This is a genomic window from Arthrobacter sp. TMT4-20, from assembly GCF_054510775.1.
This window is the reverse complement of sequence record NZ_JBTNDW010000025.1, coordinates 1-15,147: the sequence shown is the minus strand read 5'-3', so window position 1 is coordinate 15,147 and position 15,147 is coordinate 1. Positions and strand designations below refer to the sequence as shown.

Here is a 15,147-nt window from a genome sequence, read left to right as displayed (position 1 = left end):
GGGCTCCGCCTTGTTTTTCTTCACAGCATCCAGTGTCGTCATCACGGCACCTTCCCCGCCAGACTCACGCCCGACGTATCAGGCCAAAAACACCAAATTCCGAACAGTCCCGCTCACTGACTTCGGCTAGGCGACCCGGGCAGTCAGTTATGGTCTTCCTTCTGCCTTGGGGTGGACGTTGTCTCGGAGGCCCGGCAGACTGAAAGGTCAAAGCGGACGCAAGACTGTCGCCGGGAGAGACCCGATGGAGCACTTCAGCCGATTTAAAGGCGAGTTCCTCAAAGCGCTGAGGAATCTTCTGCCGATCGTCGTCGTCGTTGTGGTGTTTCAGGTTTTCGTTTTCCGTTCCGTGCCCGATGATCCTTGGGGTTTGTTGGCCGGGTTATTGATCATCGGTGTTGGGATTGCCTTGTTTCTGTATGGGCTGGATTTGAGCATCTTTCCGGTGGGCAAGAATTTGGCCAATCAGTTTGTCCGGCGCGGCGCGCTGAGCCTGTTGTTGCCGTTTGGTTTCGCCATAGGGTTTTCTGCATCCGTTGCAGAGCCGGCGGTTATTGCGGTCGCGGAGCAGGCTCAACTGGTTAGTGGAGGGCTCATTGATGGGCTGACGCTTCGCCTAATCATCGCCATCTCGGTGGGACTCGTGATGATCCTGGGTATTCTGCGAGTGCTACGGGGTTGGGCTGTCCAGAAGCTCCTGATCGTCGGCTATGCCGTGGTGCTTCTTTTGACGTATCTGGCACCACCGGAAATTATCGGGCTCGCCTATGATTCGGGTGGGGTAACAACCAACATCGTTAGCGTCCCTCTGATCGCGGCCATTGGTCTCGGGTTGGCCAATTCCATTCGGGGACGCAGCCTTCTGGCGGATGGTTTCGGGCTGGTGGCGCTGTGCGTCATGGTGCCCATGATTGGGGTGCAGCTCTACGGGGTCTGGGTATACGCGCTCAGCGGGTCAGAGGCAGGGCTACCTGCAGTCGACCCTGAGGCGAGCACGGGTGGCTGGGTTGTAGGGATGATATTGGGTTTGGCTTCGATGATCCGGGAGGTCCTGCCGATCGTGGGTGTGGTCCTCTTTTTTCAATACGTCGCCCTCAGGCGACGGCTGGCCCACCCAATACGGGTAGCTGTCGGGTTCGCCATGGTACTGGTGGGGCTCTACGCCTTTGTTGTCGGGTTGAGGCTTGGGTTGTTTCCGATCGGGACCCTCATGGCGGAGCAACTCATCGAGCTGGGCATTCCGGCCCTCATTGTCCTGTTCGGGCTGCTGATTGGATTCGCCACTACGATGGCTGAACCCGCCCTGCTCGCAATTGGTGAGCAGGCTGAGAGTGTGGCACCGGGGCGGATCAACGGGTCCGCGGTGCGGGTTGTCGTTGCGACCGGAGTCGCTCTGGGCATTTCTTTCGGGGTGTACCGGATTCTGGTGGGGGCCCCGTTCCAGTACTTCATCATGGCCGCCTATGCCGTAGCTCTGGTGCTGTCCTTCTTTGCTCCGAAGTACATCCTCGCACTAGCTTTCGACCTGGGCGGAGTGACGACGTCGGAGGTCACCGTACCGCTGGTAACGGCCCTCGGCATAGGATTGGCGGCTGCAGTAGAGGGAAGAAACGTGCTGGTCGACGGTTTTGGACTCATCGCTTTCGCCTCGGTCTTCCCGGTCATATCCGTCATGGTGTATGCCATGGTAGTGGAGCGATTTCCCAGGCTTAGAAAGGAACCGGCATGAAATTCACGGCCGTAGTAGTCATTGCCCCGGATGACCTTGAGGATGAAGTCATCAGACACGCCCAGCAGGCTGGTGCGGCGGGAGTGACGATCATGCAGGGAAAGGGCATCGGGGGCGAGGCACGAAAGACGTTTTTCGGTCTAACGTTCGAGGGGACGCAGTCCGTGCTCCTGATAATCGTAGGGACACATCTGAGTACTCCGATCCTGAAAGAGTTGCACCAGGTCCTGGTCCGGGATAGGGAAAGCCGCGGACTGGCCTTTGCGATCCCCATCGAACACCTGACTGGGATCGATTTACGGCAGGTAGCCAGGTTCGAGGAACGTCTTCGCCACGATGATGCCTAGCCTGCCCGCTACTGATTGAGGAGAAAAAGGATGCTCACTGTCAAAGATGTCATGGCGGTCCAGGTGGTCACCATCTCGCCCTACAGCACACTGCGCGAGGCGCTGTCCCTAATGAGGGAACGCCAGGTGAAAAGCCTCGTGGTGGACCGTCAGCACGACCACGATGCCTATGGCCTCCTAGGCTACAGAGAACTGCTGGACGCTGTAGTGGCGCAGGAGGGCGATGTGGATCTACTGAACGTCTACGATGCAGCGACCATCCCGGTGATCACCATCAATGAACACCTGTCCGTACGGCAAGCAGCCGCCCTCATGAGCCGGTATCAGCTCAGCAGATTGGTGGTAGTGGAGGGAAATCGACTTGTCGGACTGCTTGCGATGAACGACATCTTGGCCCGGCGCATGGACGAACTGGCCTAGTCCTATCCAGTTCCGGGTTCGAGCACGGGCAGGGATTTCATTATCTGACTATCAGCACATCCGCACGTGACAGCGCCAGTACCTGTTTGGCGACACTTCCAAGGAACACCTGTTCCAGCAGTGGCACCGTGCCACGCCGGCCGATAATGATGAGGTCACACCTACGTGTCTTCTCCAGTTCGAGGATCTGGGGCAGCGGCTCACCATGCACGGCGACTAGTTCAGAGACTTGTCCGGCCACTCCGGCAGTTTCGAGAAGTTTTCGCATCTTCTGGTAAGCCTCCCTCTGGGCAGTAGCCAGGAACGGTTCGAGGATCGCATCGAGGTCTCGGGATGCCCGGAGCTTCCCTTCAAATGGCACCCCGTATGCATGCATCAGAATAAGATTCCCCTCCGGAGCTACAGCCGAGGCTGCACTCAGCGCAAGTCCGGACTGCGCGGAAAAGTCCACCGGAAGGAGCAGGTTCCGGTAAGGACCGGACGGCTTCTGTTTGACTACCAACACGGAGTGCCGGCTGGCTGCAGCCATCCTGGCTACAGTCGAACCCACGATGGGAAAGGGCAAGGCGCTGATTCCGTGGGACCCCAGGACCACTAGGTCTGCGGACACCTCGTCGGCGCGTATTTCGATCTGGGTGAAGGCGTCGCCGGTGGCGACACTGACTCCGGCTACGATTTTGTGACGTTCGTCCAGTTCCCTACTCAGAGTGGCCAATTGTTCTCTTTGCGTGTTCACAGCCCGCTGTTCCAGCCCCTCAAGGATCCTAGGGACGAGCTGCCTGAAGCTGTGCAGGCTTGAAAGGTTTACTGCATGAAACAGGTCCAGGCCGGCCCCAGTTTCTTTCGAAATAAGGGCGGCCCTGTGGGCCACGCGATCGGCTCGGGCCGAGAAGTCGATACCGGCTAGTACCCGGCGTAATGCGTTCATAGCCCGATCCCCTTGGAGTGTGCTGTCCCGTCGTCGGGTAGCCGCCGTTGCTGCGGTGTTCCAAGGGGAAAGGTCCGCGTTTGCCCGGGTGAGAGGGTTGCCGATAGTCCCTCGATGATGACGTTGACAGGTTTTGTGTCGCTGGCGCGCAGGGCTAGGCGAACACTGGTCTGTGTGATGTTGATCTGGATTGGCTGTTCCCGGTAGTTGATGGAAAAAGTGACACCGGTTAGTTGAGCTGGAAGCACCGGGTGTATGCGCAGGATGTTGTCGCGGATCTCGAGCCCGGTGTAGCAACGGAGAACCATGTCGATTGAGCCAGCCATGGCTCCGAGATGGATTCCTTCCCTGGTGGTGCCGCCCTGGATATCGGCCAGGTCGCTCTCAAGCGTTTCGGTGAGGAATGTCCAGGAGCGTTCCCGGTCACGTCGGGCCTCTACCCAGGAGTGCACCACATTGCTCAGTGTTGAGCCATGTGTTGAGCGTGACCCGTAAAAATCAACAGTGCGCACGATTGCCTCCGGTGGGAGGAGGTAACCCATATCCTGCAGCAGATCCCGAAGTTCCTCTGCAGAGAAGAGATAGAGGAGCATCAGCACATCGGCCTGCTTTGAGAGCCTGTAGTTATTGGTGCTGTCGCCTTCCGCCGCGAGGATCAGATCCAACCTGCCGATAGATCCGTATTTGTCCCGGTATCCCTGCCAGTCGAATTCTGGCAGGTTTTCGTATCCTTCGAACTGGCTCGGGACGCCGTCCGGGTGAAACGGAACGCGCAGTCGGCGGCTGATGTGTTTCCAGCGCTGGATTTCATCCGGCCCCAAGTTGAGCCGGGTTCGGAGAGGTTCGCAGTACCGGTTTTCGAGTAGTCCATAGACCTCTACTGCCCGGCGCAGGACCCATGCGGTCATCACATTAGTGTAGGTATTGTTGCGCAGGCCCAGCCCCGGAGAGCCCGGGTACCCATCGTGGAATTCGTCAGGGCCCATGACGCCCTCGATGTCGTACCGGTCGTCCCGGCTGTCGTAGCTACATAGGCTGGCGAAGAAGCGCGACACATCCAAGATAAGCTCGGCGCCTTGCTGGATGAGGAAGGCAATGTCGCCGGTGGCCTGGTAGTGGTGCCACACACTGTAGGCAACGGCGAGGCCCACGTGCCGCTGTCGCTGCGAGTTATCGGGCATCCACTTATCGTTATATGGGTTGAAAAGCTCTGTGGGCGTTTCCTCTCGTCCGTCAATGGCGCTTTGCCACGGGAACATTGCGCCTTCGAAACCGGCAGCCAGTGCTGCCGCGCGCGCCTCGTCCAGACGCCGGTATCGGTAGCCCAGTAGCGCCCGGCTGAGATCGGGGCGGCGGAGTGTGAGAATGGGATATACGAACAACTCATCCCAAAAGACGTGTCCGCGATAACCCTCCCCGTGCAGGCCACGTGCCGGAACGCCAGCATCCAGGTCCACGTCGACGGCAGCCACTGTTTGCAGGACATGGAAGGTGTTCAGGTTCAGCGCGAGTGATTGCCTCTTGCCGGAGTCCAGTGACACCTCGAACGACTCCCACAGAATATTCCATTCCTGCTCGTGGGCGGCCAATAGCCCATCGGCATCGCCCACGCGGTGCAGGGCATTAGTCACCGCTCGGGCGGGAGAAGCTATCGCCCGGTCGCGTGAGGTATAGACCGCGGCGGCTTTTTCCACGCGGGTCGGATGTCCCTGCTCCACGTCCAGAATAAATTCCTGGGCTACCCAGCCAGCGTTATCGCAGAGGAAATGGCGGTCTGGGGTGAGTGGGCTGTCCCCGTCGAAGGCCCGGGTGCGTGCGCCTGTGGCCACATGGATGCCAGATTGGGTGGTCTCCATATCGAGCAGTACGGTCTCACCATCGAGCTCGACTACCCGGCGAGGCATGAGATGGTTGCCGGTTAGCGAACGGTCCGCGGCAACGTTCCGGTTCGCAATCTGCCCGTTAATCGCGGACCGTACGGTGATGGGACCTGACCAGTCCTCGGCCTCAAACGTGGTGCTGAGCACGGCAATGTGCGGAGCCGCGTGAGACACGAACCGCAGTGATGTGACCTTGGTGGTTCTTCCTGCGTCATCTCGGAACCGGACGACACGGGTCAGGACACCTCTTCGTAGGTCCAACTCTTGACGGTAGCGAAGGAGGTGGGCGGTTCCCGGTTGGAACCAGTTGCCGTCGGCTACCCTGAACCACAGGGGTAGCCAGTTGGGGGCATTGACCATGTGTTCATCCTCAACGGAGTGCCAGGCCCGGTCTGTCCTCGCCCGGTTGTACACACCGGCGAGGTAGGTTCCCGGATAGTGCACAGCGTCCGCGTCGGCTTCTGGCGCTGCTCCCCGGGTAGCCCAGTAGCCATTACCGACCGTGCAAAGGCTCTCGCGCAAGCCTTCGGTCACTGGATCGAAACCGTCGTAGCTCAGAAGCCATTGGCTGCTGCCGGAATTGCAGCCGGCCCACGCCGATATTTTGGCGTCGGAGCCGTGATCCGGGTGGTCAGGGGCCGTCTCGCCGTGGGGCGGGGTTCTAGTCATGCCGGTGGCGTGTCGTGGCGGTGCGCCCAGCGCCGGACGCCCTTCTCGGCCTCCACGATGATCAGCACCGTTGAGCCGATGCCGATGCAAAGGAGCCATTCCCACGGACGCAGGGGCGTGAGCCCGAGTAAGTCCGCGGAGACCGGCCAGGTTTGCACGGCCCAGTGCAGTGTCTGGGCCGCCAGGGAGGTGAAGAGCAGAGGTTTGTTGGCTAGCAGCCGGAGCTGGAAGAAGGACTTGTTTTCGGCCCGCGAACTATGGACCTGAAAGAAGGTAAGCACCACGAACATCGTCAGCGCGAAGGTCCGGGCATGGGTTTCCGTGTACCCGTTGTGTAGAGCCACAATGAAAGTCAGGGTCACGGCCAGCGCCATCCAACAGCCGGTGATCCCCGCCCGGAACCACAGGGTGCGCGAAAGGATGCCCTCGGACTGCGCGCGGGGCGGACGGGTGAGCTCATCACCTTCCGCCGGTTCGAAGGTCAGTGCGATGTCCTGGGCGCCATTGGTCACCACGTTCATCCACAGCATCTGGACCGGCAGGAACAGCAGGGGTGCCTCGGCAAAAACGCTCAAGGTCACGGCAACCAGGGCGGCCGCACCAGTGGAGAGCAGGAAGAAAGTGGTCTTCCGGACCGCGGAGAACGTAACCCGCCCCTCTTCAACGGCGTGCACGATGGTGACAAAGTTGTCGTCGGTCAGTACGACATCGGAGGATTCGCGGGCGACGTCGGTTCCGGACTTACCCATCGCGACGCCGATCGCAGCCGCCTTGAGAGCCGGGGCATCGTTGACGCCGTCGCCGGTGACAGCGACGACCTTGCCGTTGGCCTGCAGCGCGCGCACGATCCGGAGCTTCTCCACCGGGGACACCCGTGCCGCAACGGACGTCTGTAGGATCCGGGCGGCGAGCATCTGATCATCCAGGTCCGCCATTTCCGCGCCAGTGAGTGCGGGTTTGTCCGTCGAGAGGCCCAGCCGGCCAGCGATGGCCGTCGCCGTCACGGGATGGTCCCCGGTGATCATCATGACTTTGATCCCGGCCCGTCTGCATTTCACAATGGCGTCGGCTACTCCGGCCCGCGGAGGATCAGTCATTCCTTCCATTCCCAGAAACGTCAGACCGGAGGGCGGCGGCAGAGGTGAAGGCAGTTCCTCGCTATCGGCGAGGATTCTGGACCCAGTGGCAATGACACGCAGCCCGTCCCTGCCCATCGCCTCGTTGGCCGCGTGGACCTGCGCCTCGTCCAGAGGAACGGTTCCGCCGGGTACCGCCAGAACAACTGCCCCAGCCAGTACTGCCTCCGGAGATCCCTTCACGTACAGTGTCCGGCGCCCGGCGGCATCCTGCTGAACGGTCTGCGAATAGCGCAGGTGAGGTTCATAGGGTTGATGGGCAGCCGGTTCGGCTGTGCGCTCCGCTTCACTGATCGCGGCGCGGACGACGGCGGTCAGGGCCATTGCCGCGTCGACCGCGTCGCCTGAATATTCAAGGTCATCGTCTTCGGCGGAGAGTGTCGCCTCATTGGTCAGTGCACCGGCGCGCAGGACGGCACGCACCAGGGGCGAGTCCGTTGGTCCGCCGTCGTCGTCCCCAGCGGAAACATCCACGGTCCCGTCACTCGTCCAGATCCTCTCCACGGTCAGCCGGTTCTCGGTGAGCGTCCCGGTCTTGTCCGAACCAATGACATTGGTGGACCCTAATGTCTCAACGGCAGGCAGAGTGCGCACAATCGCGTTCCGCCGGGCCATCCGTGACACCCCCAGGCTCAGCGCCACCGTCAGGACGATCGGCAGTGACTCGGGAATGCTGGCAACCGCCAGGCCGACAGCGGTGCGGAACATCGTAGAGACGTCGTTGCCTAGCACCAGCCCGGCGATGAAGATGAAGACAATCGCGGCGAGGACAATCAGGCCGATCCGCCGCTCCAGGCTGTGGGTGAGCAGCTGTAGCGGTGATTTCCCGGTTGGGCCCTGGACGAGGGCGTTGATCTCTCCCAGGGCAGTGCTGGCCCCGGTCGCAATCACGACGCCTTTGCCTCTGCCATTCCCAACAAACGTGCCACTAAATGCCACGTTCGTTTTGTCGGCGTCGCTGACGTCTGCTGGCAAGGCAGCGGTATGCTTGGACGCGGCGAAGGACTCCCCCGTCAGCATCGACTCATCCACCTGCAGTCCGTTGGCTTCGAAAAGCCGCAGGTCAGCCGACACCCGTTCGCCGCTCTCCAGCAGCACCACGTCCCCGCGGACGACGTCTCGCCCCGGGATTACCTGTTCTGAGCCGTCCCGCAGTACCCGGCACGTCGGGCTGGCCAACGATTGGAGTGCACGCACGGCCTCCTCCGCCTTGCGTTCCTGAAAGAAGCCCAGGGCCGCATTGATACACAGGATGAGGAAGATCGCGCCTGCGTCCACCCAGTGCTGCTGAACCAGGGTCACCACAGCCGCCACCAGCAGAATACCAATCAGCGGGCTGATGAACTGGCGAAAAAGTACCCGCCACCAGGGGCTCACCTTCGCGAAGCTCAGCTCATTCGGGCCCAGTTCAGCCAGTCGGCGGGTAGCCTCGGAACCGCTGAGCCCCTGCGGGCCCGATGACAAAACCGAGAAGACCTCGGAAGGATTCAACGCGTGCCATGAGGGCGGCGTCGCTGAGCTCGGCGCGGAGGCCGCGAACTGGGCTGACATAGGCTCAGTCTTCTCGGACACTGGCTATCCGACAAGGGACTTTCGGACCGAGTGCAGCAATTGACTGCAACAGGACAGCGGGAGCTCCTGTGCGCCGTAAAGGCCTTCCAGAAGGGGTCCTTAGGCTCTACCTGCCCGAATTCAGCCAGGGCATGATCAAAGGAGGAGACCCTCAACCAGTCAAGGACTGATCGTGAACGCGACTTTGATCCCACCCCATGCGAAAAGAGCTATGATTCCTCGGCCAGAGTGTTCTGGCCTAACCCACAGAGGGGGGCCAGCGTGAGTACCCACGAGGCGCCGCAGCATCCGATTCTCGTCGGCTACGACGGATCTGACACATCAGAACGTGCAGTTTTGTGGGCTGCGCACCACGCCGCTGCGACCGGGCTGCCCCTCGTCGTCGTGCACTGCTGGATGGGAATGTCTCATTCAGGCGGACCTGGCTCGATCATCGACGCCTCCGACAGTGCCCGGCGGGCAGCAGAAAGAACTGCTGCCAGAGGGTTGGAACTCGCCAAACAGGCCGAGCCAGACGTCAACACAAGCGCTCATCTGATTGTTGGACACCCCTCCGAGGTCCTCACGAAAGCTTCCACGGACGCTTCTCTGCTTGTCACCGGGTCCAGAGGACTGGGCGGTTTCAAAGGCCTGCTCATCGGATCAGTCAGTCTCCACCTGGCATCCTGTGCCTCCTGCCCCGTTGCCGTCGTACGAAAAGAACGACTGGCAAAAAGGGGCATCCTCGTCGCCATTGACGGCTCGCCCCAAAGCGACAAAGCCCTTCTGTTTGCCGCGGATATGGCGAAAGCGCGCCACACCTCCCTACGTCTACTGCATATTCGTCCCTACAGCCGATACGCCATCACGCGACCACCGGTTTCAGAATCAAAGAACGATCCAGTCGTCCAACAGGCCCTCGATCTACTGGACGATGACGTCGATGTCACCATCGTCGAAGACTCGTTGGACGGACCCACTGTGCCGAGGAATATCGTTTTGCATGCACAAAAGGCCTCCTGCGTTGTTGTCGGCGCCAAGGGACGCAACACCCTCACCGTTCGCCTCGGGTCCACCGTGCACGCGGTCTTGCATTATGCCCAGGGGACAACCATCATCGTCCGCTGATGAAGCCTGTTCTCGGCCCAGGTGAATCCCCCAATCTTGTCTACGAGCCCGCCGATCACCCAGCTCATCGACTGCGGCGTGGAAGTTCTCCAGTACCCGTGAGGTATTCAGCAATTGTGGCAAGTTTGGTATTGGTATTCGAGCTCGAACGCACAAGCAGAATGAATGCTTGATTCCCAGTGATTCCGTACCGCTCCATCAAAATCCCCTTAGCCTGGCCGATCGTGTCCCGGCTGGCAAGAGCATCATGCATCTGATCCATTTTTTTGCTCTCCGCAAAAGCCACCGACGCGTGAGCGGCAATCAAGAGTCCAATTTCCTCCGATTCGGCATTGAATGCGTTGGTGTGCCGGCTATAGAGGTTCATCGCCCCAAGGTTGTCCCCTTCCACGTAAAGCTGAAAAGCGAGCATACTCGCAGCACCGAGGTTCATCGCCCCCTCAGCAAAACGAGGCCAGCGGTCTTCGTGAGCCATATCCGGAACACTGACGGTGCGGTGTTCGAATACCGCATCAAGGCAAGGACCCTGACCGACCCGGGTCTGCAGAGCATCAACCTGTCGGGGGAGATCGCTCGACGGGGCGCGGGACTCTACGCGCCGTCGTCCCGTTATCAGACTGATCGAGGCATCATCGGTGCCCGGCACCAGGTCGATGGCTGCCTTGACCATATGCGCGAGGAGGGATTCCACATCGTCTTCGGCTTGCAGCACACGAGCGAACTCACTCATCTGCTCGGCCATGTCTTCGAAAGCGACACTGCTTGGGATAGCTCCAACGAGTCTGTTCGGTGCGGTACTGCTTTCCGCCATATCCCAGTATCCCGCGTTATGTGAATCCAGTCCACAGATCGTCCGAAGCCCCGTCATTACCACGATTGGACCTCAACTCGTGGAGAGACGCGTGGGCTACTTCTGCGCACTTTGCAGTGCTCGGGGCTACCGCCCTGGCGTATTTGCGTCTACGCTGTCCCTTAGGTCCAGTAGCTGGCCGCAAGAAGATCAACTTGTGGAGCCATGCGTGGAACATAAATTGCGAGTCATTATCAAGCTGGATATCGACCATGCCAGCGCGACCGTTCAGATTACCGGTTGTCTGACGCCTCAAGGCTGTAAGGCGCTTCTCCCCCTAATCATCCGCGCTCAAGGCTTATCCGGAAGTCTCGCGGTTCAGATTGACCTCTCGCACGCACGTCACATCGACGCCGAAGCACTGCATTCGCTGGAGGCCTACTCGCTCACGGGGACCGTCGCGGCAGATCCCCAACTCCGGATCACGATGCCCGCTCATCTCCCTACCTGTCCCGCGCTGAAGCACAGCCTCGATGTTCTTTAGCCGCAAGCAACCCAGAAGAAGCCTTCCCCTGGGTGCCAGAATGCCCAGGGGACCTCCACTTGCCGATTTCTCGACGAGTCCCGCCACGTTCGGGCGGAGCATGGGGGGTCTGCCCGGACGTGGCGTTGCACAGAACAACGGAGTTCGATAACAGCACGGCAAAGACCCGATGGCGCCGTATCGGGATGTGAAGAAGCACTTCCGGGATCTGGTCCTACAACACCCGAACGTTGTGCCCCTCTTGGTCACCCGACCGCTATCCACCCCTCTGGGCTTGCGCCCTCCCCGCGCGCTTCGCCCCATCGAACAGCTCCTGGCGCCATTCTGAAGGCCGGCTTCGACTCGCGTGGGGCTTTGCACGTATCCCGAGGGGGTCTTGAGAGCAGCCTCAGGAGAACGCTATAGCCTGATTCGCTTGAGGCTGGGCCGCAGGTGGACAAGCAAACAGGTCAGGGCCTTGATCGCGCCCAAGAATTTCATTGGTGAGAGCACAGGAAATCAGGCCGGGTATCTTCGGGAGCATCGGGTCTATGGTTAAGTCAGGACGGAAATCTGAGAGCAAGCTGGAGGAGATAGGGCTGTTATCTATGGGCGACCCACCATGCCACGGTGCGCTGCGCCGGAGGAGTCATGCCTGAGCTATATCCGGCGCTGGGCTCGGATAGTGCCCAGCTATGCGCTCCCTATCTTGAGTTATTGCCCATCACGGGTGCGTCAATCTCCGTGTTCGGTGGATCTATGCACGAGACCTTACTCCATGCCAGCGATGCGGTAGCGGCCAGATTAGACGAACTGCAATTCGATCTCGGAGAAGGTCCTCGGTGGGAGGCTCTTCGTACCCGCCTTCCGGTGCTTCTACCTGATCTACGGTTCGGGGATCAGCATTTATGGCCGGTCTTTGGGAAGGCTGTCGCCGAGACGGGCGTTGCGGCGATGTTTGTTTTCCCGCTGACCATCGGGGCAATCAATGTTGGTGTGGTGGAGCTGTATAGAACCTCACCTTGGACCCTGAGTCGTTCCGATCTAATGACTGCGTCATCGCTCGCAGAAAACACGTCGTGGACGGTCTTGCGCCAGTTACTGAATGACAACGCTGTTGACCATAACGGATCCGTTTCAGGAAGTTCCCTAATATCCCGGCGGGAAATCCATCAAGCCACCGGTATGGTTCTCGCTCAGGCAGCCCTGTCGGCAGCCGATGCACTGCTGCTTCTACGCGCTCATGCGTTCGCCAACGGCAGCACGCTAGCGGAAATCGCTCGAACTGTGGTTGCCCGTGAACTGGATTTCTCCCCGCCCGACGAAAGGAACGATCAGCATGTGCTGGAGTAGAGTGGGCGCATCGTGACTACATCGCGTTCGGAACAGGTCAGCGCCGCGTTTGTGAAACTGGCAGAGACACTTGTCGCCGACTATCACGTCCTGGATCTTCTGCAAACCCTCGTTGAGGAGACAGTCAGCCTGCTCGATGCCGCTGCCGTTGGCCTATTGTTGGCCGATCCACACGGAGAGCTGCAAGTGGTCGCCTCTACCAATGAGGAAAGCCGGCTCGTGGAAATGCTTCAGCTTCAGGCCGGTGCCGGTCCATGCGTCGAATGTTTCAAAACAGGCGTGGTGATAACCATCGACAGCATCGATTCCATGGGCCCACGCTGGCCCGAATTCCAGGCCGCGGCACTCAGCCAGGGGTTTCACTCAATACACGCGGTCCCGCTACGGGTGCGTGACCGAACCATCGGCGCTATGGGATTGTTCGGCCGGGATGTCGGTGCCCTGACTGCGGAGGACTCAGCCATTGGCCAGGCGTTGGCAGACGTAGCGACCATCGGCTTACTCCACGAGCGCACCATCCGTGAAGGCACCCTAATCAACGATCAACTACAACGTGCGCTAACCGGCCGGGTCCTCGTTGAACAGGCGAAGGGGGTGATCTCTCAAACCAAGAACGTGGACTTGGATGAGGCCTTCAACATGATCCGCCGATACTCGCGTTCACACCACCTTGGATTGCAAGACACGGCACGCAAAATCGTCAGTGGTTCTCTCACGCTTTAGGATCGCTGGATTGCTGGTCCCTACGGTCAAGTTCCTCAGTCAGCTCCTCCAGGCGCGTACTTGTTTCGGGGTCCGGCTCGGTATCGCGGACATATTCCATATCAAGTTGACGACCCGTTCTACTGTTGAGGACTTCTACCTGGAGAGTGTCTAAATCGGTTAAGTCCTCGGGGAACTGTTCCTCGGGTGCAAGCCGGCTCGGGGCCGAAGGCTCACTGCTGGCACCCACTCCTGCCAACGGGTCTGGCGCTGGGTCGGAAGCGGCACTGAGACCGGGCGATGCCGGGTAGGTGGCTTGCCAGTTTGAACCCGCAGACAGATGGGCTGCTCTCGAGTCCGGCCCAACCTCCCTGGCGGGCTGCGGGGGAGGCTCGATGACCGACCACGCAGGATAATTACCGAGCCTTTTCACGGCCTCCGGATCGACAGACCGCGCCCCGCTGAGATCGATACTCATGCTGAGATCCGGTGCCAGATAGCTCGTGCTCACAACCATTCGGATCAGGGCATCACTATTAGTCTGCGTCAGTGATCCGCGGACGACCACGGTCGCAAAGTTCAGGTCGGTATTGACCTGGATGAGTGCGCTCAGCCCCAATTCCGGCGCTAGGTGTCTAACCTCTTGCCCGGCGGACAGCCCTTTAGAAATCGCCATGATCTAACCCAACACTAGTAGATGTCCACATAGTCCATGCAGGCGTGCCGGGGTCCGGGGCAACACCCCAACAGTAACGCGCGCGAAGGTGTCAGTCCACCGGTTTCTGCTATCCAGGGCTGACCAGCACTGTTGATAATAAACCCAGCTGGCCCAGGTCTTCGACCTTGCCTCGTGCAGCACAGTGAACGGGCGTGAGGCACTCAGCAACGCCGGCAAAGGTATCCCGGATTGAGCAATCGAGACGCCTCATGTGAACCCAGTACGAGCCGTCCGCAACACCTCTTGTGTTCATATCATAAGCATGCTTACATTGAGTACCGGCGGTGGTTCCCAGAGACGTTCACCGAACGTAGATTTCAGGGACCACGCCAGCACTTGAGATTACCCAACACAAGGTTCCATCCGTATTTCAGGTTTCGATGACCCAGACCCTGCTACGGAATATGTTTCCGCATCCCAGCGCCGTTTCTGCCACACCTACCCACACTTCAGTCTCAGCCCATTTAGCCGCCATTCGATCCAGCGATAGATGGCCGGTCCCCGGGCAGCGAAGGATGTCGCGCGGACCGCCGGTAGCGAAGCTAGGAAGCACGCATCTCTCTCTAGGAGGAAAATCATGACCGCTCACAATCACCAGCTCGACAGCACCCGCGAGAAGACAACCATGCAGAAAGCCGCAATGGGCATGGGCGCCGTTTTTCTACTCGTTGGCATTCTCGGGTTCATTCCGGGGGTCACCAGCCAACACGATCAGATGGACATGGCAGGACCCGAATCTGAGGCGTTGTTGTTAGGCATTTTTCAGGTGTCGATCCTACACAACATCGTTCACCTTCTTTTCGGCGTCGCTGGCCTGGTCCTTGCCCGTAGCTACTCGAACGCCAAGAACTACCTCCTCGTCGGAGGAGTTATTTACCTGGTGCTCTGGATTTACGGACTGGTCATTGATCAGGATTCCACCGCTAACTTCGTCCCACTGAATGATGCGGACAACTGGCTACATCTGTTCCTGGGCGTCGCGATGATTGCACTAGCGCTGATCCTTCGCCGGAAGCGGGACCACAACACAGGCAACCGCACCTAAAGAAAAAGCAACACCCTCCGACGGGGTCCTGCTCGCGGGCAGGACCCCGTCGGTTCCAGTACCGACCGTGGGGTCTCGTCCAGACAGGAACATCAATCATGAGCACTGAGGCCCCTAGCCGTAGCGTGCGCGTTGCTAAGCCGAACGACGTCGTCGCCTCCTATGCGACGCTGCTGAAGCAGGTACGCAAAGAAGGTCTGCTGAACCGTCGCCGCCGCTTTTACGTTT

General features: G+C 59.8%; 13 protein-coding genes. 8 read left to right on the top strand and 5 right to left on the bottom strand.

Features of this window, described 5'->3' with window-relative positions:
- Positions 1 to 244: 244 nt before the first annotated feature.
- Genes ACX80Z_RS15525 through ACX80Z_RS15515 form a run of 3 tightly spaced genes read left to right on the top strand, consistent with a single transcriptional unit; the run spans position 245 to position 2,496 of the window.
- The gene (locus ACX80Z_RS15525; RefSeq protein ID WP_459316489.1) at positions 245 to 1,729 is read left to right on the top strand and encodes a DUF1538 domain-containing protein; all 1,485 of its coding nucleotides are present in this window, start codon (positions 245 to 247) and stop codon (positions 1,727 to 1,729) included.
- The gene (locus ACX80Z_RS15520) at positions 1,726 to 2,076 is read left to right on the top strand and encodes a P-II family nitrogen regulator (RefSeq protein ID WP_116778839.1); all 351 of its coding nucleotides are present in this window, start codon (positions 1,726 to 1,728) and stop codon (positions 2,074 to 2,076) included. Before ACX80Z_RS15525 ends, ACX80Z_RS15520 begins: the two co-directional genes overlap by 4 nt.
- A 30-nt stretch (positions 2,077 to 2,106) precedes the next feature.
- Entirely contained in the window at positions 2,107 to 2,496 is a 390-nt protein-coding gene (locus tag ACX80Z_RS15515; protein ID WP_116778838.1) for a CBS domain-containing protein, read from the top strand.
- A 40-nt stretch (positions 2,497 to 2,536) separates the two neighbouring features.
- On the opposite strand, the gene ACX80Z_RS15510 is transcribed toward ACX80Z_RS15515, so the two are convergent.
- Genes ACX80Z_RS15510 through ACX80Z_RS15500 form a run of 3 tightly spaced genes read right to left on the bottom strand, consistent with a single transcriptional unit; the run spans position 2,537 to position 8,660 of the window.
- Positions 2,537 to 3,424 carry a universal stress protein gene (locus ACX80Z_RS15510; RefSeq protein ID WP_459316488.1) on the bottom strand — a complete coding sequence of 296 codons (888 nt, stop codon included), beginning with the start codon at positions 3,422 to 3,424 and terminating at the stop codon, positions 2,537 to 2,539.
- A complete protein-coding gene (locus ACX80Z_RS15505) occupies positions 3,421 to 5,973 on the bottom strand; it encodes a glycoside hydrolase family 65 protein (RefSeq protein ID WP_459316487.1) in 2,553 nt (850 codons plus the stop codon). The genes ACX80Z_RS15510 and ACX80Z_RS15505 overlap by 4 nt, the downstream gene beginning before the upstream one ends.
- On the bottom strand, positions 5,970 to 8,660 hold the full coding sequence (locus ACX80Z_RS15500; RefSeq protein WP_459316486.1) for a cation-translocating P-type ATPase: 2,691 nt from the start codon (positions 8,658 to 8,660) through the stop codon (positions 5,970 to 5,972). Before ACX80Z_RS15500 ends, ACX80Z_RS15505 begins: the two co-directional genes overlap by 4 nt.
- Positions 8,661 to 8,942: 282 nt before the next feature.
- Between ACX80Z_RS15500 and ACX80Z_RS15495 the strand changes: the two genes are divergently transcribed.
- Positions 8,943 to 9,788 (top strand): universal stress protein, encoded by an 846-nt coding sequence (locus tag ACX80Z_RS15495; RefSeq protein ID WP_116778834.1) that lies wholly within the window; start codon positions 8,943 to 8,945, stop codon positions 9,786 to 9,788.
- Between the two features lie 64 nt (positions 9,789 to 9,852).
- Here the strand turns inward: ACX80Z_RS15495 and ACX80Z_RS15490 are convergent, their stop codons facing one another.
- The gene (locus ACX80Z_RS15490; RefSeq protein WP_116778833.1) at positions 9,853 to 10,530 is read right to left on the bottom strand and encodes a GAF and ANTAR domain-containing protein; all 678 of its coding nucleotides are present in this window, start codon (positions 10,528 to 10,530) and stop codon (positions 9,853 to 9,855) included.
- Positions 10,531 to 10,807: 277 nt separating this feature from the next.
- Here ACX80Z_RS15490 and ACX80Z_RS15485 point away from each other — a divergent pair, with 277 nt between their 5' ends.
- The 3 genes from ACX80Z_RS15485 (at position 10,808) to ACX80Z_RS15475 (ending at position 13,177) form a co-directional block, all read left to right on the top strand.
- On the top strand, positions 10,808 to 11,122 hold the full coding sequence (locus ACX80Z_RS15485; RefSeq protein ID WP_156808990.1) for a hypothetical protein: 315 nt from the start codon (positions 10,808 to 10,810) through the stop codon (positions 11,120 to 11,122).
- A 630-nt stretch (positions 11,123 to 11,752) separates the two neighbouring features.
- On the top strand, positions 11,753 to 12,454 hold the full coding sequence (locus ACX80Z_RS15480) for a GAF domain-containing protein (RefSeq protein WP_459316485.1): 702 nt from the start codon (positions 11,753 to 11,755) through the stop codon (positions 12,452 to 12,454).
- A 9-nt stretch (positions 12,455 to 12,463) separates the two neighbouring features.
- Entirely contained in the window at positions 12,464 to 13,177 is a 714-nt protein-coding gene (locus ACX80Z_RS15475) for a GAF and ANTAR domain-containing protein (protein WP_165802638.1), read from the top strand.
- Here ACX80Z_RS15475 and ACX80Z_RS15470 read toward each other — a convergent pair.
- Positions 13,167 to 13,832, bottom strand: coding sequence for a hypothetical protein (locus tag ACX80Z_RS15470; protein WP_459316484.1), 666 nt, complete (start codon positions 13,830 to 13,832; stop codon positions 13,167 to 13,169). The genes ACX80Z_RS15475 and ACX80Z_RS15470 overlap by 11 nt on opposite strands.
- Before the next feature lie 619 nt (positions 13,833 to 14,451).
- On the opposite strand from ACX80Z_RS15470, the gene ACX80Z_RS15465 reads away from it, so the two are divergent.
- A complete protein-coding gene (locus ACX80Z_RS15465) occupies positions 14,452 to 14,919 on the top strand; it encodes a DUF4383 domain-containing protein (protein ID WP_024475535.1) in 468 nt (155 codons plus the stop codon).
- Positions 14,920 to 15,147 lie beyond the last annotated feature (228 nt).